Raw genomic sequence first — 21,437 nt, forward strand, 5'->3', positions numbered from 1 at the left:
GGCTACTGCTACCACGGCGGTCTTCGCCAAGCGATGGGGCCCATCTATCCTTGGTCGACGGCCGCCACCAACCGCTTCAGGAAACCGTCGACGGCCTCAGGATCGATCCAGCGAACCACCGCCACGAGATCGTGCTCCTGATCGACATAGACCATGTTGGTGCCGTTGCCGACGTGGGCAAAAGCGGTGGCCGGAGCACTCGGCCAGCGCTTCCGGTCAGTGTTAAGAAACCAGTTCATATACCCGTAGATCGGCTCTGGCTTGGTAGGCGTGCGTGCCTGATCGATCCATTGCTCCGAGAGCAATTGACGATCTTTCCACTTGCCGCGACGCAGCGTGAGATAGCCGAAGCGGGCCATGTCGTAGGCATTGATAAACATGCCACCGCCCCAGTGCCCGCCGCCGGTCACCGACTGCATTACGGTGCCATCCAGAACGACCCAGGAATTCTCGTAGCCGAACCAGCGCCAGGTGCTGGAGGCGCCGATCGGGTCCATGATGTTTTCCTTCAGAACCTGTGGCAGCGGGCGCCGCCAGACGTTGAGGGCTGCGAGCGCCATCACATTCGTGCGGGTGTCGTTGTATTTATAAAATGTGCCCGGCTTGTTGCGCGGCAACGTCCCCCATTCCGCCGGATTGTCGCCAGGCCGATCCGCCCAGTCCGGCTTGCCCCATAGCGTGCCTTCCCAGTCGCTGGTCTGTCGCAACAGATCGTCCCAGGTGATCGTGCGGTTGTGCGGCGATTCAAACGGGAACAGCAGATCGGACGCGTTGAGCCGATCCGATTTGTTGGTGGTCGAAGACGGGGTGTAGAGCTGCACCGGTGCGACATAGTCCCTTACTGCGTCGTCGACGCTCTTGATCATGCCTCGCTCGACGGCAATTCCGACGACGCTGGAGAGGAAGCTCTTGGTTACGCTGTGCGTCATATCGACCCTGAGCGGATATCCCCATTCAGCGACGATGTAGCCCTTGCGAATGATCATTCCAGTCGGATCACCGCGTTCCTGGATCGGCCCGATCGCGTAGCCGAACGGTTCGCGGCCGAAGGTTTGATAATGGTTCATCACCAGGTCGCGGGGTGCCTTCGTCTCCCCGGCGACTGCAAAATCGATCGCCTGCTTCAGGAGGTCGGGACGGACGCCCGACTCTGAAGGCGTCCTGTGCTGCCACGTCGCATCGGGGTAATAGGCCGTAGCCAGATTCGCGCCCTGGTCAGGTTGATTAGTTGGTCCGCGCAGGCTGGAACGACGAGAGGTCATGACTTTCTTTCAACCAGGATTCTTCAGGAGTTCGGTCACCGACCTCCGGCTTCAACGAATTGAGCAAGATGTCCGCCGAAGTGTGTCCTGACGCCTACACCATCCCAATGTAATTTCCTACCGTCCGGTGAAGCGGCACAGGTCTGCGCGCGAAGGACCGGTGGCCGCGACGCCCAGGGGTGTGGCAGAGACAGGTAGGCCATCAGCACCGCCCATAGCGAGATGGTGGGCGCTTGCTATGGCCTGAGCCTCGAATCTAGATGGGACGCGCGCGCAAGACTGATGAAGACGCGACGTACGTGCAAGGAGCGAACTGTAAATCCGTCATCTACCCTGATCTGTCTTCGGTCCGGAGCTCAGTGCCGCCGCTGCGGTGTTCGCAATTCCGGTGTCCGTCTCCTTGCTCAAGCCGGCAACACGAACTGCGCCCACGACTTTGCCGTTTACGCGTATCGGAACGCCGCCGCGCAGTGCTGCGATGCCGGCAGTGACGAATGCCGTTCGGGATGTTGTCCTCGATCTCCTCCGTTGGCCGTTGCAGCCGCGCTGCCGTTCGCGCCTTCTCGATGGCGAGGTGTGCGCTTGCCGGGCGGACATTATCCATACGCTGGAAAGCAAGCAGATCGCCGGCGGGATCAACCACCGCGACCGCCGAGAGCGCATTCCGCTGCTCCGCGCTCTCCTTGGCTGCTCGCAGAACTTGCTGGGCTCCGACTTGGTCGAGGGTCATTACGTTGATGGTCTGAGCCTCGACCGAGAAGCAGAAAACCGTCGTCACCACTCCGACGCTGATTGCGAGTTTGTTCATAGCGAGCCCATTTCGATTCGTTAAAGCTTAGGGGTGCGAGGGATGCTATCGCCGAGGTCTATGTTACCGGGCCTAGGAAGCGCCTTTGGCGCGAACCAGATAGTCCACGATCGCCTTGGCGTCGTCAGGGCTGACAGGAGCCTTGTAGGCCGCAATCATCTTGTTGACGACCTCTTGCCAGGCCTCCCTCGACAACGAAGGCTGGTTCAATACATGATCGGCCGAATGGCAGGCGAGACAGTTGTTGTTGATCGCATCAGATCCAGGACCAGCGCGAAACATCGCGTCGCTGGTGGGGACATCCAGCTTGAGCGACTTCAACGTGGTGATCGTTGCAGCGTGGCCGGGATGTGACAACAGAACGAGACCGAGACCAGTGGCCATCGCCAGAACAGCACGGAGCATTCCTGATTCCTCCTCAGGCCGCGACCACATGGGTCGTTTCAACAGTATTGTACATGTAGCCGGCCGGATTCCAGATCTTGAAATCGGGCTGCGCCTCGTTTTTGATGTTGCTGCAACGAACCATCAGGGTGTGCGCGCCGCGAGCAGGCAGCGTAAATTGCGTCTGCCATTGCCGAAAGCCGTATTTCCCCAGGTCGGCACCGAGTTGGGTGGGCTGCCAGCTCGTGCCGCCATCGATCGAGAAGTCGACGCGGGCAACGCCGCAATCGCCGCCGAAGGCGATACCCCGCGCCGAAACCGGCGCCCCCGCCGGCAGGCTATCGCCGTTACGGATGTTGGTGATGAACGACCGCGGAACATTGCGGGTCACCGGCACCAAGTTGAAACCGGTCTCGCCAGGCTTGACGTTGTTGTGCGGCGTATCGGGCACGCGATAGCCAGTCGCCGTCCAGTAATTGGTGTCGGGCTGATCGAGCACTTCGATGTCGTTCAACATCTTGATCCAGTAGACCCCGCACCAGCGGGTACGACGAGTCGCAGCGGAAATCCATTCAGTAATGGAAGCTGCTCGCCGTTCATGGCGAAAGCGATCATCACTTCGCCGTCCCGAGCGTGATCGATGGTGAGCGACTTCAGGAATTTCGGCGCGTCCTGCATCACCGGCTCGTCGAGGCCGCCGAAGCGGACCTGAATGGTGCCAGACTTTACACCGGCACGGTCAAGCACATCCTTGAGACGCACGCCGGTCCAGATCGCGTTGCTCATCGAACCATTTGCCCATTGAGCGCCCGCAACGCGTGGTTCGGCGTAAATCCGCGAAGCGCCAGCGCATTGGTTGACCGCGGCGATTTCGAATCTCGGCAAACCCTGCAGAATATCCTTGAGCGACAGCGAAAGGGTCTGATCGACCTGGCCGCGAACCGCCAGACGAAAGCTATCCACATCGACGTCGCCGGGAAAAGTCGCCCAGTGCCAGCTGACATAATGCTGGTCGTTTGGGGTGAACACGCCCCTGTCGAAGACTTCAAAGGGAGTTTCGAGCCATGGCGGGCTCGACCGCTGCAGGATCATTCGGCCTTTTTGCGGATAGGATGTGGTGATTAACCGCGTGCTCGGACCGCCCGGCACGTGCAGATCGACCGTCTCCTCTGCTGACGCCGGCGAGGACTTCCGTTGGGCGCCATGTTCCTGCACTGCCGCGGGCAATGTTGGCCCAAATCGATCGACAAAGTCGCTTCAAATAGGAACGCGGATGGCCCGGAACCGTAAGCGCGGTCCGGCGGGAGCTGGAACGAATTGCTGGCCTCCCTGCAAAGTGCTCTAATCCTCCCGTCGGGACCGGGACGCTCTGCGAAAATGATGCGTAACCAAACCAGCAATCTGCGGAATTCAGCCGCGCGGTTTCTCCCTGACAGCGCTGCGCGAGGGCTTTCCTTCTACGCAATGGCAGTCTTGTCGGTCGCCGTTGCGATAGTTGCTGCCGATCTTATAACGCGTCTGCTGCACGCCGAGCCCATCGCATTGTTGATGCTTTGTGCCGTCATTTTTTCTGCCTGGCTTGGCGGGTTCGGCCCGGCGCTGTTGGCGATCATAATCGCCCTTTTCGCTTTCCATTATTACCTTGTGCCGCCAATCAACTCATTTACTTGGAAGCATAATCTATTCGTTGTGGGTATTTCGGAGCTGCCGCGTCTGGTCCTGTTTTCCATTATATCCCTCTTTGTTGCGTTTGTGATTTCGGCGCAGCGAACAGCCACGAAGGCTCTCCAGCGTTCCAGCGACGACCTGAAAGCAGCGATTGCGGGTCAAAAGCGCATTGAAGCCGCTCTGCTGCAGAGCGAGATGTATTTGACCGAAGCGCAGAGATTGAGCGGCACGGGGAGCTTTGGATGGAATGTCTCCAGCCAGGAAATCTTCTGGTCAGACGAAACCTTCCGAATCTTTGGATGCGACCAAGCGACGAAACCGACGCTGGAATGCATTGTCCAGCGCACCCATCCGGAAGACCGCGCCGCCGTGCAAAAGACCATCGATTGCGCGTCCAGCGACGGCAAGAATTTCGACCATGAATATCGATTGCTGATGCCGGATGGCTCAGTGAAATATGTCCATGCCGTAGCTCGTGCTGCGAAAGATGCGACAGGCGGCGTCGAGTTCCTCGGAGCAGTGACGGATGTCACGGTCGCGAGGGAGGCGGAGCGTAAGCTGCGACGGAGCGAGGCCTATTTGGCCGAAGCGCAGCAGGTGAGCCGTACCAGCAGCTGGGCCTGGGATGTGCGCCGTCGCGGCTGGGCGTATCAGTCCCCCGGAGTTTACCACATTTTTGGCTTCGATCTGGAAAAGGGCGAAGTGCCGCTGCAAGCCTTACGGGATCGCATTCATCCGGAAGACAGGATCCGCAATGTCGAAGCGGCGTCCCGAGCGATCCGAGAGAAAACAGAGTTCGAAGTTGATTTCCGGATAGTTCTTCCGGACGGATCGATAAAACGCATCCATTCGGTGGGGCACCCTGTCGTCAACAGCGAGGGCGATGTGGTCGAATTGATCGGTACGCATTTGGATGTCACCGAGCAATATGAAGCAAAGCAAAAATTGCAAAAGGCTTTCGACGAAATCAAGAGATCCGAAGATCGCCTTCGACTGGTCATCGACACAATCCCGACGCTGGTCTGGCGCGCCGGACCAGAAGGGATCCCCGACTTTCTTAGCCAACCGGCTCTAGACTATACCGGCCTCTCATTGGACCAGACGGAAACCGGCTGGCCTCGCGCTTTTCATCCTGACGACAGGAAGGGCATGTTGCAGAAGTGGAGCGCAATACAGCAGTCCGGCATGCGAGGCGGGCTTGAAGCGCGGCTCCGGCGCTTCGATGGCGAATATCGCTGGTTTTTGTTCGAAGCCGTGCCGATGCGCGACGAGGCCGGCAACATTGTCAAATGGTATGGGTCAGCGACCGATATCGAGGACCGCAAGCAGACCGAGGTCGCGCTTCGTGAGAGCGAGCAGCGCTTTCGCGATTATGCCGAAACGGCCTCGGATTGGCTTTGGGAGACCGGGCCGGATCACCGCGTCATGCGCGCATCGGACCACCTCAGCGCCGTCGGCATCGCGCCCGCGCGCCTGACCGGCGTGGCTCGCTGGGATATTGCAACCGATGTTGAATCGGAACCCGAAAAATGGCGACTGCATCGGACGATGCACGAGGCACATCTGCCCTTTCGCGATTTCGTGTATAGCACCATAAGCGAGAGTGGGTCTCCGGTATATGTTCGGTCAAGCGGCAAGCCAATTTTCGACGCGACCGGCAATTTCGTGGGCTATCGGGGCACCGGGACCGACATCACCGCGACGATCCGCGCAGATCATGCCGAACAGGCGCTGCGCAAGGCGCAGGGGGAGCTCGCACACGTGACGCGCGTGACGACGCTTGGCGAACTGACGGCCTCCATCGCCCATGAAGTGAACCAGCCGCTCGCCGCCGTGGTCGCCAACGCCGAAGCCTGTCTGCGCTGGCTCGACCGCGAAACTCCCGACCTGGCTGCAGCGCGTCGCTCGGTGGAATGGGTTATCAACGACAGTTGCCGCGCGAGTGAGGTGATCCGTCGGGTCCGGGCGCTCGCTAACAAGGCCGACATTGAGAGGGTGCCGCTCGACGTCAATAACGTGATCAGGGAGGTCATTGCGCTGGTGCAACGTGAGTTAACTAGCCACCGCGTATCACTGCGAACGGAGTTGGCGCCGGCTCTACCAATGATCCTTGGTGATCGGGTCCAGCTGCAGCAGGTGATCATAAACCTGGTGATGAACGGCATCGAAGCAATGCAGACAGTCACGGATCGGCCGCGCGAACTGGTGATCCGATCGGGTAAAGACGACAGGCACCAACCGCTCGTAAGTGTGACGGATTGCGGCGTCGGGATCTCCGCCGAGAATGCAAATCGGCTCTTCAACGCCTTCTTCACCACCAAGTCCAGCGGCCTGGGGATGGGTCTCTCGATCTGCCGTTCGATCGTGGAGGCCCACGGCGGACGGTTGTCGGCTGGCCGCAATGAGGGGCCGGGTGCGACTGTTCAATTTGTCCTGCCCTCGCATCAGGAGGAGGCGTTGTGACCGAGCCTCGAAAACCATCGCATGCGCCTGCAGTCGCCAAAGAGCCGGTCGTCTTCGTCGTCGAAGACGACGTTCGATGCGCAGAGCGCTCAGCAATCTTTTTCAATCGGTAGGCCTGGAGGTTGAGCTATTTGGTTCGGCGTCCGAGATGCTGCCGACGAAGCTTCCCGATGTCGCGAGCTGCCTGGTCCTTGACGTTAGATTGCCGGGATTGAGCGGGCTGGACATTCAGGCCGAGCTGGCCAGGGCAAACATTCATATTCCAATCATCTTCATGAGTGGCCATGGCGATATTCCGATGAGCGTCCGGGCCATGAAGGGTGGGGCCGTGGATTTCCTGACCAAACCGTTTCGCGACCAGGAGATGCTGGACGCGGTGATGATGGCGATTAAACGCGATCGGAAGCGGCGCGAAGATGACAGGATCGTCGCAAATTTGCAGGCGCTTGTTGAGGCCCTGACGCCTCGCGAGCGAGAGATATTGGCTTTGGTGTCGTCTGGCCTCATGAACAAACAAATAGCAGCCGAGCTCGGACTTGCCGAGATTACCGTGAAGATCCATCGCGGGCATATCATGAGGAAGATGGATGTGAAGTCGTTGGCCGATCTGGTGAGAAAGGCCGAAACGCTCGGAATTCACCGCATCAAGCCCTAGCACCCGGCCTAAGGGCCGAAGCCACTTCCAGATGCGGCCCTCCCTGCGAAATGGACGCGGGGGTCTTAAATTCGAAGGCCCAAACGCTTACAATTCGGCCTCAGGTCCTCGCACGCACAAACCTAAGTATGATTTCAGAATCCTGATTGGCGGCTCATTGTTGGCTTGGGCGAGTGCTGAGGCAAGCGCCTTGCCCGCGTCAGGAAGGTCGCCTTGTCGATGCTTTCGGAGATTTCAGTCATTGACGATGATGCATCGGTTCGCGCTGCGATTGACAATCTTCTAAGCTCGCATGGATACTTGGTCCATACGTTTGCTTCAGCCGAGGAATTCTTGCAGTCGCCCCACTTTGATGAAGCGTCGTGTGTTGTTGCGGATGTGCAGATGCCTGGCATGAACGGATTGGACCTTCTGACGCACATGCGTAGTCGCGGTTACATCGTGCCGTTTATTTTTATCACGGCGTTCCTCGATGAGAGCGTCCGCGCCAGAGCGCTGCAGGCCGGAGCCATTTGCTTCCTGGCCAAACCCTTCGCCGCGCCGGATCTGATAAACTGCGTCAAAACCGCCCCGACTTGAGCATCGGGGCCGAGCGGGCCAGGTGCAGCGATCAATGTCGGCGCGTTATCACACCCGCGCAGGCTGTTCGCACGCCATCACGATGTTCGCACGAATTCTCCCGCACCTAAACTAAAGTATGCGCCGTCCGAAACCAACACGACACTCGAAACAACCTCCGTAGGATCGAGCCGTTCGCATGTACCGATTAGGCTCGCCTTGAACGCGTCCGAAGGGGGGCGGGCGTCGTCGCATCATGCATAGCGATCTTGCCCTCGACCTCCGCGGCATGGGCAAGCGCCTTGTTCCAGCGCGCTTCAAGCTCGCTCGCCACCAACCGGTTCGCGGGGTCAGCGGCATCGTATTGCCGGAAAGCCCGGTCGGCGGCATAGCGCGCCGCCTCGAGGTCGCGACTGAGAGCATCGCGCACCTGATTCCGCCGTTCTCCGGCTTCCTTGGCGGCAGCGGTTGCAGCGGCGATAGCGCCCGGACGGTCCGATGATCAAGCCCGCCAGGTCTGGTTTCAATTTTGACATCGAGCGGACGCTGATGGATGAAGGCTTTTGGGGGGGATGGTGCACTACCGAGCTTACCTTTTCCGGCGGCAACTTTCCCAGCTGAGTTGCCTTGCTTCCGAACGTCGATTGAACATACACGATCGAGTTCTGGACAAAGTATGTCCCGTGGTACGCGACGCCGTAGATTGTCACGGTCAGGGTTTTAACTACCGCAGGCCTGTCCATGTGGGGCCTCCGCTTGCATTGAAATGGGTCATGAAAAATCAGACCAATTAAATGCATGATTCTCGTAGGTCTGAATACCCAGCGGCTCATTCTATTCGTCGGTTTTCGCCCTAATGGTCGCCAAGCTCCTACTTTCAGAGCTCGTGCGAGAAAGGGCGCCTGCCAGCGACGGCTAGTGCTCGGAAGGGCAATCAGCGTCACATCGTAGGCGCGTTCAGGGCGTTGTGACCCGCTGCCTTCAAGTCATGTATTGAGAGTTGACCGTTTGCCGCGGCTTCGAGGATCTTGGAGGCAACGTGCGCTCTGGCGCCGGTCTCATACACGGAAATGTTCTCGCATACTTCCTCAAGCACTGCTCTGAGTAGCGCAGTCGTTTCGGCGTCGAACATGCGTTCTGCTCCGGTTGGAGACTATGCTAGGCGCCACGCGAGCGGTATCTGCTCGCTCGGCGGCGCCCGCCACGCATTCCACTCCGGGTCCTGAGATCCGAGCGGGGAGATTGGCACTCGTCAGTCAATGTTTTGTGACGCGTGGTCCCAGCGACATTCGAGCCCGCCCCTCGGTTTCCAGCATTCGACGTCGCTGGTAGCACGCTCTTGGGGCGCCATTTAGGGGAGCGGCGAGCCCGACCAGAATGGTGCGGACCGACGGTCCCGGTCTAATGGCGGTCGCCGGGATGAGCGACAGTCGCGCCCACTGACGCCTCGGCAATTGTTGCGCGCGAAGCCATTTCGGCGTTGCGCTCGATTTGCGAACAACTCGTCAGGAAAAACGCGACCCGGCTGCATTGCCGATCCGCTCCCAAGCTGGGCTCAGAGACTCGTGGGTAACCGACAGCATTACGATAGCAGCCACAAATGCTGCAGCTGTAAGCGCGAGCGTCCCTGAATTTGCAAATCTCATGGGTGTGCTCCGGTTTCGATGCGCGGACGTTATGCCCGGCTTACGCCTGCCAATTGTGAGCCACTTCACAGGCCCAATAAAAAATGAGCGTCTTCAGGTCTAGGCTAGGCTGCTCGCCTCGGCCGGCGGGTTGGCACAACAGGCCGCCCCCACCGGAGGAGCTTTTCCGCCCGCCCGGGTTGCGATACGCTTCCCATTTTGAGGGCTTGGATTGTTTCGTCGGGACTAGGAGGCGCGTCGAGACGCTAAAGGTACGCGCTTTTAGATCGTCACGAACTTCACCCAGATCGCATAGATGATCATGAAAATCGACAATGTCCCGAAGAACCACATGGCAGGCAGCTCGCTCTCCAGCCGAGCAAACTCGCGGTTCGAGTTCGTCTCTCGGGGGGAAGGGGAGGGAACAACATTTGCTGCGCTGCGGGTTGTGCGACGTAACAGCCTTTCGAACTTCCGTCTCAGTCATTGCGGGCGTTTCTGTCCCGGTTATTGTTCGCCTTTAGTCCGATACCCACGTGCTTCTCTTCGGATGGCGACCGCTTCAAATCGCTTTCAACAAACATCCGCCGGCTCCATGAAGCAGGCGCGCGAGCGCGGCCCACCACACGAGGACTTCCGATATCCTGGACGTTCCCACCTTTGAATACCTTTCTGAAATGAAGACAGTGTTCTCCAACTGAGCGGTGGCCGCAAGGAGTTGCAAAAGTAATCCTTGGGTACGCCGAAGCGCCCAGTGGAAGCCGTTCTCATGTTGCTGTTGATCGAGGCCGTGGCCTTCGGCTGATCGCCTTCTGGAGCTTGCACAGACACGTACAAGGCGTCCCTAGAATCGCTTATGCTGGCTCAGCCAAACCTCACGGGGGAAGCGGGGAATGGTTAGGCCCGGCGCGCCTCACCGGACTGAGGCGTGCTGGGCCGTGATTGCTCTTAAATCAAAGGCCGCCGGTTCACGATGGCGGGCCTTTGTTTCGCTAGGCATCAAGGCATGGCGGCGAAGTTTTCGCAGATCGAGGCAAAGGTCCTTTTCGCTTCGGCATCCTCAAAGCAAAAGCGGGTGCCCTTGTCAGCTTGCTCGATCCACCAGTCAATCTTGCTTCCCCGTGCAATGCGGGACGCTTTCTGCACGCAGTTGATCCAGTTGCCTGCCGTAGGCTCGTACAATCAAACAATTGGTTTTCAACATGGAAACACCTCAGAAGGAAAATCAAACAACTATGAGTATCTGTTGTTTCTTAAGGTTTGTGGTCGCGTGACCTGAGCGCCGGTCAACGGGTGGTCACCACGAGCGGGCACCCGGCGGACAAGCGTTGGTCCTGACTGCCCGCCGATTCAGGCTGGCGGCATGCAGTTAACTGGCAAATTTAATATTTGGATATAAGGCGAAGACGAAATTGTAGAGCGGACTCGCATTATTGTGGTGCCTGGTCGCGGCCGTCCGCGTCCAGGCGGTCGAGCGCCATGGCCTTCAACCTACCCGGGCAGTGGTTGCTCGACCGCTCACCTAGCAACCCAATTCGTGCAGCGCAATAAAACAAGCTTGAAGTTTGCCGAAGGTCGTTGCTCCCGGTAATACAGGCTTGATCTGTCGGCTTAAAAAGGGGCCGCAGCAGAGGACCGCTGCGGCCGGCGCATGGTCGAAATAAGCCGCCGCCGCCGACGTGCAAACGAACGTACAATGGGCGAGGGGCTATGACCTCGCCTTAGGTTTGCAGACTGGCCGGTGCGCAGGCTCGGGACGACACCAATTTACTTCGCAGACCACCGGCTTTATGCTGAATCGCGTTGGAAATCCGAATTCGTATTGTGGGGCAGTTATGTTGAGTGCGATGGAATTGATCGTTGACGGCTATGCCCCGCTTGAAGGACCGCCAGTCACTTGAGGATCTGAGGATGCACCGCTGGCGATTGGCGGTCGACCTGAAGGCCCGGAGCGGCTTCGATTTCCGGTCGTCGATCGCTCAGGTCGAGCAGGACATCTCGGTCATCGAGGCGGGGCTGCAGACGCTTTCGGGGCCGATCGCGGGGCAAGGGGCGGGGCGCGCATAGATTGTAGCGAGGGTAGGTAGCCGAGAGGCCCGACTGATCCGGCTTGCCCGGTGCCCCGCACCAAGAACGGCCGCGAGTTCATCGTCCCGCCCTCGACACCGCGCTGTGCCGCTCAAGGCGCCTTGGACACCGCATGGCCCGCACTATCATCTCTCGGCTGTAACGATTGGCCGCACCATGTCTAGCAAGCACCTCATTTGCACTTAGTTCCGCATATGATCCATTCGGCAGGAGTCCCCCGACAGCAATAGAGCGAAGTTCAAATCTTCTAGCCGCACAATCGTTTCGCTTTCACGCCGTGATAATCTCCATCATCACGACCTCTGCCTATCGACGACCCTTAACAGGCTCGATGAAATTCAACGGCTCGCTGCTTCAGCGATACCCTCGCCGTGAACCCAGCGTCCAGCCACGCCAAAGCTTGCGTGTGACCAGCTTTGCGCGGGCTTTCATTTCCCCACCACGCGCTAAACTTATACGCGGAGGCAGGTAACGGCCTTCCAAGAATGTCTTCGATTTCGGGAAATGTCAGCCGAACAGCTTGCCTGCGCATGCTCTCCAGCTTTCGCCGCATGGATCATAAACAGACATAGTACTCGTCACGTTCGGCTGTCGCGGCTCGTGGCGATGTTGAAGTTGCGCGCGGCAAGCTCTAGCTCGAGATCGGTGATCCGTTCGAAGATACGAGCAGCGATCGCCTCCGATTCTTCGGCGGTCAATGACCGGATGCCAAGCGATGCAAGTTCGTCTCTGAGAACTTTCGCCACAATCAATTGGATGGCCATCTGGATTTATAATCCTAAAGCCGCAATCCAACCGCAACTGGAGGATGAACGCAAGTGCTATCAGAATGATGTGGCATGAAGGGGAGGCCCAAAATGATGCGAGCCCCCAAAGCCAGAGCCTCGCGGAATTCGCAAAGGCGCCGACGGTGAGGGCGCCGGCGCCGCTCGATATCGTGTCACTCTGGGCAAGAGCCCTGCGATGCCTCAGCAAGAAAGGTACTTCGATCCGACTAAGCCCGCCAAGGCCCTCACAGCCGTGCGATCAACTGGTGCTGATCGTGGAAACGAACAGGCGAGCCTATGGTGCACAAGGGGCGGGTGTGTGCCCAAACGACCGAACGCGCAATAGTCGGCGTGCGGGGTTGAAGCGCTTGCCGGTCGGGCGGCGCAAGGACCAAAAAGCGGCCCCGCCTAAAAAGAGGAAACGACGAAACCATCAGTGCGCTTTTCGGTCCATGTCTCTAAGGAGCGCATGGAGAAAGTCGCTGGCATGGTCATAATGTGCGCTGCCGTCGGCGATCTGACGTGTGCGCCGGCCCAGCATGCTACCAACGATTTTGGGGTCGAGCAGCTGAGTGCGATCTGACCATAACTCAAGCAAATAATCAGGAATGTCTTTGGTCGACACGAACAACTTCAGTAAGCGGTTTTCACCATCATCATGGTGATCATGGTGAGCCTTTGCGGCATAGAGAGCAAACAACCCACGAAAAGCTTCACGGGAAACAGCTGATTTCACCATCGCAATGTCCCCTAAAACAAATCACAGAAATCAATTGAGGAAGTCTGGATCTCTGCTCAATCAAAAGCCAGTGAAACTTCAACCGAAAAACAGTCATTAAAGCTCACTCATTTATGCAGCGATACCCACCCAAGCGCCACAGCCAGGCCGGCATAGGACGCGCGGGGGATGGTCGGCGATGGCGAGCAACATGGCGTCTTCGTCTTCCCGCGAGTTGGCGTCTGCCTTGCTCTTTTCGATCTCCGATAGAGCCCGCGCAATCACGCTGGGGATTTGCCGTCCCTTGCTGTCTCTGAGCTGGGTTGAAGTCACAGTCTCGAGCTGGGACGAGAGTGGCGCGAAGTCCGGTCTGCGAAACTTCCCTTGCCAGTGCAGGGTAACGAGGCTGTCCGCTTTCCAGCATGTCAGGTTGTAGCCCCGGCGCTTACCGATTGTAGCTGTAATATCCCTCGCCAACTTCCGTCACTGTCGGCGACCGCTTGCGGAGCGCCAGCGGTACGAGATCGAGCCGCCTTTCGACAAACAGGCGCTCAAACTCTGTCAGGCTGGTTTGCAATAAGTGGCGATAGCGTTGAATATTGTTGCGATGTGCACGCGCTAATTGGTCGTCAATCATCATCGTCTTCCTTTGACGGGTACTATTTCATTCCTTTTTTGCTTCACGGGGTGACGCGGCCCCGAGGCAACATTCCAAGACGTCGCTGGAGCGGAGTATCTTCGCTCCGGGACGCCGGCATTCCCCTGACCGGAGCATAAAATCGCGGCCATCTAATTCTGACGGACTTAGATGATAGATAGGTGCACGCAGCGCTGTCGTTCAAACTAGTTGGCTTTTCTGTTGCGATCTGTGAACTACTTCACAAGCGCAACGAGCATCGTCTGTCACCCATTGCTTAGATCAAATGATTGCTTCGAAAACACCCCAGCGTTCGTGCGCGGGGGTTTTTGCGTCTGCGAGGGGCGAACCACGCTGGCGGGCCTATCATGTCGTGTTCGCCGGCCAACCGTCGCGTCGATCACTTCAATCGCGTCTCCGGCCCCAATGGCGGCTTTGGCGGCGTTTGCTGGATCCTTTTGCTTGAAGTGCGCGCGGGTGGGAATCCGGACGCGCCCTTCAACCGACCAGCCAACGCCGCGCTGATGGCACAAGCAAACGCTTGTTCAGGACACACTTGAATTCTGTGAAGCCGATTTAAGTGGAAGATTTCGCCCTGCTAGAGACTCCAGCTAGTGGAGCACTTCTAAAGACGCTTTATGCGCAGATCTCGATCGATAAAAAGGCGTTCCTGCCTCGAACTGCGACGCGGCGAGAAAGCTCGGGCGAACCTCTCGAAATCTTCCGGCGGCAGGGGGCGACCGAACAAATAGCCTTGGTAATTGAGCCGTCCTTGGCTCGCCAGGAAGGCATATTGCTCATCCGTTTCGACACCTTCGGCGATGACGGAAAGGCCCAGGCTCTTGCTAAGCGCGATGATCATTTGTGCTATGGCGGCGTCGTTTGGATCGACAAGAATATCCTTGACGAAACTACGATCAATCTTGAGCTGATCGAGCGGTAGCCGCTTCAGGTATGAAAGGGATGAATAGCCGGTTCCGAAATCGTCGAGGCTGAAGCCGACCCCGATCGCCTTCAATTTGTCCATCTTGGCGATCACGTCATCGACATTGCTGACCAATGTGCTTTCCGTGAGTTCGATTTTGAGAAGATGGGGATCGGCGCCGGTTTGCTCGATGATCGCGCGGACCTCTTCGACAAAATTCTTCTGGCGCATCTGCAGGGCGCTGACGTTGATCGCGACGGTCAGATGCTCGGTTGCTGGATCGGCAGACCAGCGGGCGAGTTGACGGCAGGCGATTTTCAGCATCGAGGCGCCGAGCGGGAGAATTAGACCTGCGCTTTCTGCGACCGGAATAAATTCGCTCGGAGAAACCACGCCTCTCTCCGCATGCGGCCAGCGCGCCAGCGCCTCCGCTCCCAGCAACCTTCCTTCGTGATCGACCTGCGGCTGATAGTGCAGCAGGAGTCTTTCCTTTTTGAGATCTTCTCGCAGATCGGCCTCGAGGGAAGCGCGCGCTGAAATCATAATCTGCATGACAGGGTCGAAGAACCGGAGGCTATTTCGGCCTGCGGTTTTTGCGTCATACATCGCCAGATCTGCCCGCTTTAGCAATTCATCGACGTTGCGGTCCTCGGGCGAAAACAAAGTCACGCCGATGCTGGGTGTACAGGGATATTCATACGGATCGAGCTGAAAAGTCTCAACGAAGGCAGAGAGAATTTGTTCTCCTATCGCCTCGGCTTGCAACGCAGCGGCTTTTGCCTTCTGCGTACCGAGATTGGCGAGAAGAACGACGAATTCATCGCCCCCGAAGCGGGCAACCGTATCGTCCGCCCGAACACAACGGGAGATGCGCTGAGCCACCTTTTTCAGCAACTGATCGCCCACGTCGTGCCCAAGCGAGTCATTCAGCGTCTTGAAATTGTCGAGATCGATAAAGAGCAGAGCGCCGAAGGACTTGTTGCGAGTATTGGCGTTGAGTGCCTGACGCACTCGGTCGATCAGCAGGACGCGGTTGGGCAGACCTGTGAGCTGGTCGAAAAAGGCCAGTTCCAGGATCTTTTCCTCGGCGTGCTTGAGTTTGGAAACATCATAATAAGAGCCGATGTAATTGGTAACTTCGCCCGCCTCGTTTTTTACGGCGGATATGGTGAGCCAGCGCGCGCAATGTTCTCCGCTCTTGGTCCTGAGGCTCATGTCGCCTTGCCAGCCGCCGGCATTTTTTACAGAATTCCACATGCTCTGGTAGAACTCGGCATTGCGGCGATGCGCCCGGAACAGGCGCGCTGTTTGTCCAATCAATTCTTCCATCGTATAGCCGGTCAAGCTGACGAAGGCGCGGTTGGCACTCAGGATCACCCCTTTGGTATCGGTGACGATCATCCCTTCCTGAGCATTAAACGCGGCGGCAGCTATGCGCAGTTCAGCATTCGTCTTGTCCAGCGCTTCGCTCTGCCGCTGCAGATCGTTCTCAATAGCTTCGCGACGCTCGATTTCTTGCGAGAGTGAGAGGTTATGTTCGGCCAGCTCCGCTCTATGGCGATTGGATTCGGTGAACTTGATTTGCAGCCGCGCCGCATTCTGACGCATTCGCTCGAAGCCGATGGCCAATCCGAAGAGTATGATGGCGAAAAGACCAATATAAAAGACGGAGACGGGCGAGAGCGTGTTGCCGTAAAGATCATCCTCGCTCGCTAGCCGCAGGACGGAAAGCCGTGTGCCTCCAATCGGCGTGCGCAGAGCGAGATATCCCTTCAGTTCGGGAGCCTCGAGATTTGACAGGGGCTGGATGCGGCCGGATTGAAGGGCAGTCAGCGCGCGGCCGTGGGCGACAATGGGTGAGCGCTCCCGTTCGACAGGCAGCAGCACGTCGCCCTCGTCTCCCAGCAGGAATTCGTTTGGCTGTCCGAGGTCGTTGGTAGAAACCAGCGATGCAAGCAGATTAAGGCTACTCACGGTGTCCACCGCTCCCCTCATCGTGCCCTTCCGCAGCACCGGCGCACTCGCCACAATCAGGCGGCGCTTCTCATCGATCTGAATGCTCGGCTCGGCCCGGTTTACCGTCAGTGAAAGTGTTGGCGCGCTGGAGGCGCCGACATCAACTTGAGCTATGCCGTTTCGGTCGAAAAAAGCCAACCGCACATAGGCGAGTTGCCCCTGATATTTCTCCTCGTCCAGGGTCGCCTGAAAGCGGCGCTCGATTGCGGCCAGATTGGCAAAAAGCCCATATCTGACGGACATTCCGAGATCGAGATTGGTGAAATAATTGGCGATGTCCTCGCTGCCGGCAAGCCGTACGGCGGCTTGCCGGCGCTCGCTTAAAAAATCACTGATCTCGGCGGCGCGTGCTTCACCGACTGAAACCAGACGCGCATTGGCGTTTTGCCGCAATTCCATCTGCGACGAATAAAGATTGCCGATCAGGAAGAACATCGACAGCAGAAAGGCCCCCGCTGCGATCGAGAGCCAATGCGGAGCTAGAGATCGAGTAAATCTGATCAGCGAAGACTGCATCAATCTGTCTTCGTGAAAAATTCTGGGAAAAATCGGCGGATGCCGGGATAGTATTTGTCTACGAGCCGGTCATAGACACCAGAGGCCTTGATGTCGCTCAAATAGGCGTTGAACTCGTCGCGCAGGGCCGGCGCGTCCTTGGGAAAGGCGGTTGCCAACATCTGCCGGCCGGAAATCGGTCCCAGAATCTTGATCCTGCCGGCCCATTTGCGCAAATCGAGAATGGCGTCCGGCACGTCAAGCAGCGTGAGTTCGGCTTCCTTGTTGAGCATGGCCGGAACCATCTCATTTAGGTTGGCGCTCTTGTTGTAGGACTTCAAGTCAAGACCGACATTGACCAGGCCGTAATTGGTCGGATCGAGACAGGTGCGCTCCATGACAAGCACGCTTCTTGATCCTATGGCCTTCCGGGTATTGGCGATATCCGTCGCGAGATCGGCGCCGTCCTCAATCGGCTGGAGTTCGGACTCGGCCGGTGCCACCAGCAGAACTTGGGACGGAAGAACCGGATCTGAATACAGAAGGATCGCCTCGCGCCACGGCAGCATGGTAAATCCGGTCGATATCACATCACCCTTGACTGGATAGTCGCCTGTCAGCGTGACTTCGCCGTCTTTACGCACTACATCTTTGCCGAGCAGGTCACGGATCACCGAATAAAAATCGGAGTAGACAAGCTCGTAGGAGACGCCAATTCGTTTGGCGAAACCCTGCATCAGTTCGACGTCTAAACCGTCGCCCGCGCCGGTGACGAAATTGGCGTAGCGGATGCCGATATGGCGGATTTCGCCGCGCTGCTTGATCTCTGCAAGATCAGCTGCCCAGCTTGAGGTCATGAACAGAATGGCCATGGCGCCGCTGAGCGACCCAAGGGCGATACGTTTCCAGAGCATGGAGGCGCACCTTGCGTTTATGTCGGTAGCGCCTGCAACCTACAAGTCGGAACTTAAGAAAGGATAGCGGAATACAATAAAGCAGAATCGAATTTTCGGAAAATCCCTGTTAAGGGTAAAAGATTACATACCAGATGCTGAGTGTAGCGGAAGTGTACTCGATCCGGATGAACCTTTCAGCAGCTTGAGCTCGTTCAACACCGACCTCCAGGGGCCCATCGCGCTCAGCAGCGAGCTTAAGGTTAATATGATCAAGTATCCTGAAAATTGCCGCCAGTGCGGGGTTTCGCCGGACAAGAAGTGGTGCCCTTGCTGTCCTATTTGTGCATAAAACAGGACGAGTGGCGCACTGCCCAACAAACTGGTCGTCACGTACTGAAGGGGGGAGACATCGAAGATTGCGGCAAAGAAATTCACCAGTGGCGCGGGCACGAGCGGCGAGAGGCGCAATCCGAGCAACGTCAGCCAAATCTTCACGGCGGATTGTTCACTTAATTGAGCACTGGGACGTTGAATGTGCTTTCGATAAAATAGAAACGCGCTCAAACCGCCAAAGGCGCTGCCGAGCAGCACAGCGGCTCCTCCTTCAAACCCATCCATGTAAAAACCCGCCGCCATGCAAACCATTGGCATCGAGGGAAAGGCCAGAAACGTAAGGACGGCGGATGTGACCAAAAACATCAGCGCGGTGACGAGTGGGTTTGCGTGGGCCATTGCTTCAAAGCCCGGAAACAGCTGCCAAACAGCTTCTCTCGAGATAGGCGATGCAAGATACGCCAACGATAGAAGCAGGACGGCCGACATATAGAAAATCAATGGCTTATAACTACGCATCAGCTATCCCAAACTGGATAGAAGAGGCGGCATGTAGTCAAAGCTGTTGTAGGTGTTCCAAAAAAGTACCTTCTTATTTTTTAGCGCGCCGGCTTGCGACATGGTGAGCAACGATCGCCAGGCTTTCAAAGTAAAGACTGGATCAAGGCTTAGGCCCGCCTCTTTCAACTCTTTCGCCCGTTCATCGTCGGCAGGTTCGATCAAGCCGTAGCCAGGCGCCCAGCTGGTGGAGTCCGGCAAGAAAGTCTCGTGTTGCATCACGCGAAGCGCGTCTGGCGAAATGCCCGGGAAGCGGATCTTGTGCAGCCATTCCACCGTGCTCTGCGCGAGCTGGGCAACATTCCCTTCCACAAAAGGCACGGAGGGCTGCCGATTGACCACCCATCGCGTCAGACGGGATTTGTCCTGATCGGCCACCCCCACCACCTTGGTATTCCATCCCATTAGGTGGACGCCCAGGAGCAGGCCCAAAACCGTCGAACCGCTCCCCATGGCGACAAAAATGACATCCGGTGGCGCTTTCCACGCCTGAGCGGTATCGAGCAACTGCGCCAGCTCAGCGATCGCATTCATGTGTCCCAGGGCGCTCACTTCGTTCGAGCCGCCCGGCGGAACGAGCGAATCCGTATCTGGATGCAGCCAGTGCGCCCCATATGCATACGCAGCCTGGCCCGCCAATTCGACGTCGTTACTGGCGAGAGAAATGTGCTCAACCAGGCTCCGTAAAATTGCCAGGCGTGCCAGGTCCGTCTCGGTTCCCGGAACTTCAAAAAGCACCATGTCCAAGGCACAATTCAGCGGCTGTCCATCGCCTGTCAAATCGGACGCGCGATTAGCCAGCGCGAATTGCAGCGCATGGTTGCTGGACACCGCGCCTATTGTTCCCAGTCGCTTGGATCCAGACCACTTCAGGTTTGGAAGCAGGAACTCATATTTGCGCGCCTTGTTGCCGAAGACGGGATAGCGCGTACTGCTCTCGTTCATCACCAAAAGATCCGAGCAGTCGATCTGACATGTCACGGACGGTGGCAACTGCAAAAGGTTGTTTTCCCGTAAGAATATCGGTGCCCAGGGAATAGTGGCCCGGGTATCAGCCTGCCTCAGGAAGACGGAATTCCCGGGCTCGCCCAGGCGAATGAAGCCGGCAGACGAATCTTCACGGGAAAGCGTGTTGGCGATGAAAGGACCCTCGATGGCATCGGGATCCAGCAGGGCGGGAAAGATCTTCCCGAGAGCCAAAGATTGCGAGTTCAAGATCGCTGAGGGTGGCGTGAAGTTTGAAACGTCCGCCATCTGGGGCAGCGGCGGCATCGGGCGCCGGCCTTGAGATACGCCAACCGCGCCCAGCGCGGCGCCCCCCAGAACGACTCCTTGCACAAAGTTTCGTCGAGAGAGGTTCATTCCACAACATCCGAGTTACAATCGGTATGTTTGTAGATTAACTGTTTTTTTACCTTATTCCAATCCGAATAGGCCCTTCGCGAGAATACTTTTAAGGCTTGATTAACCAGGACTCATCCGAAGGCCTGCCAGGTGAGAAAGGGCTGGAGAAGGCGCATTCGACAAACCAAACTAGTTTCGGAGACGGATGCGCATTCAAAACTTGCAGCTCCCTGGCTACAAAAGTCTCCAAACTCAAATTCCGCGGAAAAGAGGGAAAAATTGCCCGACATTTCAATGGGCTTTTCAATTGGGAATGCGCGAGTTCGATCTCTCCCAGGCTACGGTCACCGTCGCGATAGCCCTCGTGCTGTCCGCGCCCCTCCCTGCGGGCGGGGACACTTCAAGCGATCATAGGAAGTCGCGGCAATGGCGAAGAAGGCCCTTGATGCCGATCCGTTGCGCGAGATGATCGGCTTTGCGGCCTAAAGGCCGATGGAGCTGGAGGTCGAAAGCCAGACAGGGCCGGCATACGGCGAGAAGCGCCCCGAACGTCTGGCCCAGCGTACTGGCTACCGCGACCGGATCTGGGAGACCTGCGCCGGCGGTCGAACTTCGCATCCCGAAGCTGCGAAGGCTCCCACTTCCCGGGTTTCCTGGAGCCGCGACCACGCATGGCCGAGAAGGCGCTCACCGCCGTGGTGCAGGAGGTCTACGTGCAGGGCGTCTCGATCCGTACGGTGTGATTTGGTGCAGGCCCCGGGCATGACCGGCATCTCCAAGAGCCAGGTGACCCGGCTCTGCGGCGAGATCGACGACAAGGTGAAGGCGTTCCTCGGCCATCCGATCGCGGGCGACTGGCTGTATTTGTGGATCGACGCCACCTACGTGAAGGTACGTCAGAATGGAGTTTGTCTGTCGGGAGTGGGCGAGGGTGGGCCGACGACCTTACCGCAGCATCTTTGCTGGAGATGGCCAAGAACTACCGCGCGGCAGTTCTCCACACCCACGACAATCAGTATCTCGCCGCCGTTCCAAGCCGCTAGGAATCGATAATTTGCGTGGCGTCATACGCAAACGCGCGCCGACGGCCAGCCGGTGAAGATCACCTTCGGCGAAATGCGCAATGCCGGCGTGCGCGGCGTCCTGGTCTATTGCGCGGACTACCGATGCAGCCATAACGTTGCCCTAAGCGCTGATCGATGGCCTGATGGCGTCCGGCTTTCTGATATCGAGCCTC

The 21,437-nt window shown here is 57.8% G+C and carries 17 protein-coding genes and 4 pseudogenes; 7 read left to right on the top strand and 14 right to left on the bottom strand.

Annotated elements, in window-relative coordinates; genetic code table 11:
- Positions 1-44 precede the first annotated feature (44 nt).
- Positions 45-1,262 carry a serine hydrolase gene (locus IVB18_RS13070; protein WP_247989519.1) on the bottom strand — a complete coding sequence of 406 codons (1,218 nt, stop codon included), beginning with the start codon at positions 1,260-1,262 and terminating at the stop codon, positions 45-47.
- 478 nt (positions 1,263-1,740) lie between these two features.
- On the opposite strand from IVB18_RS13070, the gene IVB18_RS13075 reads away from it, so the two are divergent.
- Positions 1,741-2,094 carry a hypothetical protein gene (locus tag IVB18_RS13075; protein ID WP_247989520.1) on the top strand — a complete coding sequence of 118 codons (354 nt, stop codon included), beginning with the start codon at positions 1,741-1,743 and terminating at the stop codon, positions 2,092-2,094.
- Between the two features lie 48 nt (positions 2,095-2,142).
- Here the strand turns inward: IVB18_RS13075 and IVB18_RS13080 are convergent, their stop codons facing one another.
- Genes IVB18_RS13080 through IVB18_RS51915 form a run of 3 tightly spaced genes read right to left on the bottom strand, consistent with a single transcriptional unit; the run spans position 2,143 to position 3,681 of the window.
- Positions 2,143-2,475, bottom strand: a complete 333-nt coding sequence (locus tag IVB18_RS13080) for a cytochrome c (RefSeq protein WP_247989521.1) — start codon at positions 2,473-2,475, stop codon at positions 2,143-2,145.
- Between the two features lie 13 nt (positions 2,476-2,488).
- The gene (locus IVB18_RS51910; RefSeq protein ID WP_346732627.1) at positions 2,489-2,968 is read right to left on the bottom strand and encodes a hypothetical protein; all 480 of its coding nucleotides are present in this window, start codon (positions 2,966-2,968) and stop codon (positions 2,489-2,491) included.
- Positions 2,965-3,681, bottom strand: coding sequence for a molybdopterin-dependent oxidoreductase (locus IVB18_RS51915; protein WP_346732628.1), 717 nt, complete (start codon positions 3,679-3,681; stop codon positions 2,965-2,967). Before IVB18_RS51915 ends, IVB18_RS51910 begins: the two co-directional genes overlap by 4 nt.
- A 153-nt stretch (positions 3,682-3,834) precedes the next feature.
- Here IVB18_RS51915 and IVB18_RS13090 point away from each other — a divergent pair, with 153 nt between their 5' ends.
- The 3 genes and pseudogenes from IVB18_RS13090 (at position 3,835) to IVB18_RS13100 (ending at position 7,819) form a co-directional block, all read left to right on the top strand.
- Positions 3,835-6,585, top strand: a complete 2,751-nt coding sequence (locus IVB18_RS13090) for a PAS domain-containing protein (protein ID WP_247989522.1) — start codon at positions 3,835-3,837, stop codon at positions 6,583-6,585.
- A pseudogene (locus tag IVB18_RS13095) lies at positions 6,582-7,240 on the top strand (response regulator). The gene IVB18_RS13090 and the pseudogene IVB18_RS13095 overlap by 4 nt, the downstream one beginning before the upstream one ends.
- 219 nt (positions 7,241-7,459) lie before the next feature.
- On the top strand, positions 7,460-7,819 hold the full coding sequence (locus IVB18_RS13100; RefSeq protein ID WP_247991628.1) for a response regulator: 360 nt from the start codon (positions 7,460-7,462) through the stop codon (positions 7,817-7,819).
- A 235-nt stretch (positions 7,820-8,054) separates the two neighbouring features.
- Here IVB18_RS13100 and IVB18_RS13105 read toward each other — a convergent pair.
- A pseudogene (locus IVB18_RS13105) lies at positions 8,055-8,288 on the bottom strand (recombinase family protein); the annotation flags it as partial.
- An 8-nt stretch (positions 8,289-8,296) separates the two neighbouring features.
- On the opposite strand from IVB18_RS13105, the gene IVB18_RS51590 reads away from it, so the two are divergent.
- A complete protein-coding gene (locus IVB18_RS51590) occupies positions 8,297-8,419 on the top strand; it encodes a hypothetical protein (protein ID WP_256476725.1) in 123 nt (40 codons plus the stop codon).
- A gap of 319 nt (positions 8,420-8,738) precedes the next feature.
- Here IVB18_RS51590 and IVB18_RS13110 read toward each other — a convergent pair whose 3' ends face one another.
- Together IVB18_RS13110 and IVB18_RS13115 are read right to left on the bottom strand one after the other, a co-directional pair.
- Positions 8,739-8,930 (bottom strand): hypothetical protein, encoded by a 192-nt coding sequence (locus IVB18_RS13110; RefSeq protein ID WP_247989523.1) that lies wholly within the window; start codon positions 8,928-8,930, stop codon positions 8,739-8,741.
- A gap of 1,492 nt (positions 8,931-10,422) precedes the next feature.
- On the bottom strand, positions 10,423-10,569 hold the full coding sequence (locus tag IVB18_RS13115) for a hypothetical protein (protein WP_247989524.1): 147 nt from the start codon (positions 10,567-10,569) through the stop codon (positions 10,423-10,425).
- Between the two features lie 689 nt (positions 10,570-11,258).
- Between IVB18_RS13115 and IVB18_RS13120 the strand changes: the two are divergent.
- Positions 11,259-11,490 (top strand): annotated as a pseudogene (locus tag IVB18_RS13120) (hypothetical protein).
- A gap of 599 nt (positions 11,491-12,089) precedes the next feature.
- On the opposite strand, the gene IVB18_RS13125 reads toward IVB18_RS13120, so the two are convergent.
- From IVB18_RS13125 to IVB18_RS13155, 7 genes are all read right to left on the bottom strand, one after another.
- On the bottom strand, positions 12,090-12,275 hold the full coding sequence (locus IVB18_RS13125; RefSeq protein WP_247989525.1) for a hypothetical protein: 186 nt from the start codon (positions 12,273-12,275) through the stop codon (positions 12,090-12,092).
- 436 nt (positions 12,276-12,711) lie between these two features.
- Entirely contained in the window at positions 12,712-13,017 is a 306-nt protein-coding gene (locus IVB18_RS13130; protein ID WP_247989526.1) for a hypothetical protein, read from the bottom strand.
- 424 nt (positions 13,018-13,441) lie between these two features.
- Positions 13,442-13,636, bottom strand: a complete 195-nt coding sequence (locus tag IVB18_RS13135) for a hypothetical protein (RefSeq protein ID WP_247989527.1) — start codon at positions 13,634-13,636, stop codon at positions 13,442-13,444.
- 622 nt (positions 13,637-14,258) lie between these two features.
- On the bottom strand, positions 14,259-17,090 hold the full coding sequence (locus IVB18_RS13140; RefSeq protein ID WP_247989528.1) for an EAL domain-containing protein: 2,832 nt from the start codon (positions 17,088-17,090) through the stop codon (positions 14,259-14,261).
- Positions 17,090-17,983 (bottom strand): transporter substrate-binding domain-containing protein, encoded by an 894-nt coding sequence (locus IVB18_RS13145; protein WP_247989529.1) that lies wholly within the window; start codon positions 17,981-17,983, stop codon positions 17,090-17,092. Before IVB18_RS13145 ends, IVB18_RS13140 begins: the two co-directional genes overlap by 1 nt.
- 123 nt (positions 17,984-18,106) lie before the next feature.
- On the bottom strand, positions 18,107-18,817 hold the full coding sequence (locus tag IVB18_RS13150; protein WP_247989530.1) for a VTT domain-containing protein: 711 nt from the start codon (positions 18,815-18,817) through the stop codon (positions 18,107-18,109).
- A 3-nt stretch (positions 18,818-18,820) separates the two neighbouring features.
- Positions 18,821-20,218: a pyridoxal-phosphate dependent enzyme gene (locus tag IVB18_RS13155; protein ID WP_247989531.1), complete on the bottom strand. Its 1,398-nt coding sequence runs from the start codon at positions 20,216-20,218 to the stop codon at positions 18,821-18,823.
- A 408-nt stretch (positions 20,219-20,626) separates the two neighbouring features.
- Here IVB18_RS13155 and IVB18_RS13160 point away from each other — a divergent pair.
- Positions 20,627-21,118, top strand: a pseudogene (locus tag IVB18_RS13160) (transposase); the annotation flags it as partial.
- Between the last annotated feature and the right edge of the window lie 319 nt (positions 21,119-21,437).

Origin of the sequence: Bradyrhizobium sp. 186, assembly GCF_023101685.1 — a bacterium.
Taxonomy (GTDB): Bacteria; Pseudomonadota; Alphaproteobacteria; order Rhizobiales; family Xanthobacteraceae; genus Bradyrhizobium.

Bases quoted from the DNA above. Each gene is read 5' to 3' on its own strand.
- IVB18_RS51590 (WP_256476725.1), top strand. From the start codon at position 8,297: ATGATCAAGCCCGCCAGGTCTGGTTTCAATTTTGACATCGAGCGGACG.
- IVB18_RS13100 (WP_247991628.1), top strand. From the start codon at position 7,460: ATGCTTTCGGAGATTTCAGTCATTGACGATGATGCATCGGTTCGCGCT.
- IVB18_RS13080 (WP_247989521.1), bottom strand. From the start codon at position 2,475: ATGCTCCGTGCTGTTCTGGCGATGGCCACTGGTCTCGGTCTCGTTCTG.
- IVB18_RS13070 (WP_247989519.1), bottom strand. From the start codon at position 1,262: ATGACCTCTCGTCGTTCCAGCCTGCGCGGACCAACTAATCAACCTGAC.
- IVB18_RS13155 (WP_247989531.1), bottom strand. From the start codon at position 20,218: ATGAACCTCTCTCGACGAAACTTTGTGCAAGGAGTCGTTCTGGGGGGC.
- IVB18_RS13075 (WP_247989520.1), top strand. From the start codon at position 1,741: ATGCCGGCAGTGACGAATGCCGTTCGGGATGTTGTCCTCGATCTCCTC.
- IVB18_RS13110 (WP_247989523.1), bottom strand. From the start codon at position 8,930: ATGTTCGACGCCGAAACGACTGCGCTACTCAGAGCAGTGCTTGAGGAA.
- IVB18_RS13140 (WP_247989528.1), bottom strand. From the start codon at position 17,090: ATGCAGTCTTCGCTGATCAGATTTACTCGATCTCTAGCTCCGCATTGG.
- IVB18_RS13130 (WP_247989526.1), bottom strand. From the start codon at position 13,017: ATGGTGAAATCAGCTGTTTCCCGTGAAGCTTTTCGTGGGTTGTTTGCT.
- IVB18_RS13135 (WP_247989527.1), bottom strand. From the start codon at position 13,636: ATGATGATTGACGACCAATTAGCGCGTGCACATCGCAACAATATTCAA.
- IVB18_RS13150 (WP_247989530.1), bottom strand. From the start codon at position 18,817: ATGCGTAGTTATAAGCCATTGATTTTCTATATGTCGGCCGTCCTGCTT.
- IVB18_RS13090 (WP_247989522.1), top strand. From the start codon at position 3,835: ATGCGTAACCAAACCAGCAATCTGCGGAATTCAGCCGCGCGGTTTCTC.
- IVB18_RS13145 (WP_247989529.1), bottom strand. From the start codon at position 17,983: ATGCTCTGGAAACGTATCGCCCTTGGGTCGCTCAGCGGCGCCATGGCC.
- IVB18_RS13125 (WP_247989525.1), bottom strand. From the start codon at position 12,275: ATGGCCATCCAATTGATTGTGGCGAAAGTTCTCAGAGACGAACTTGCA.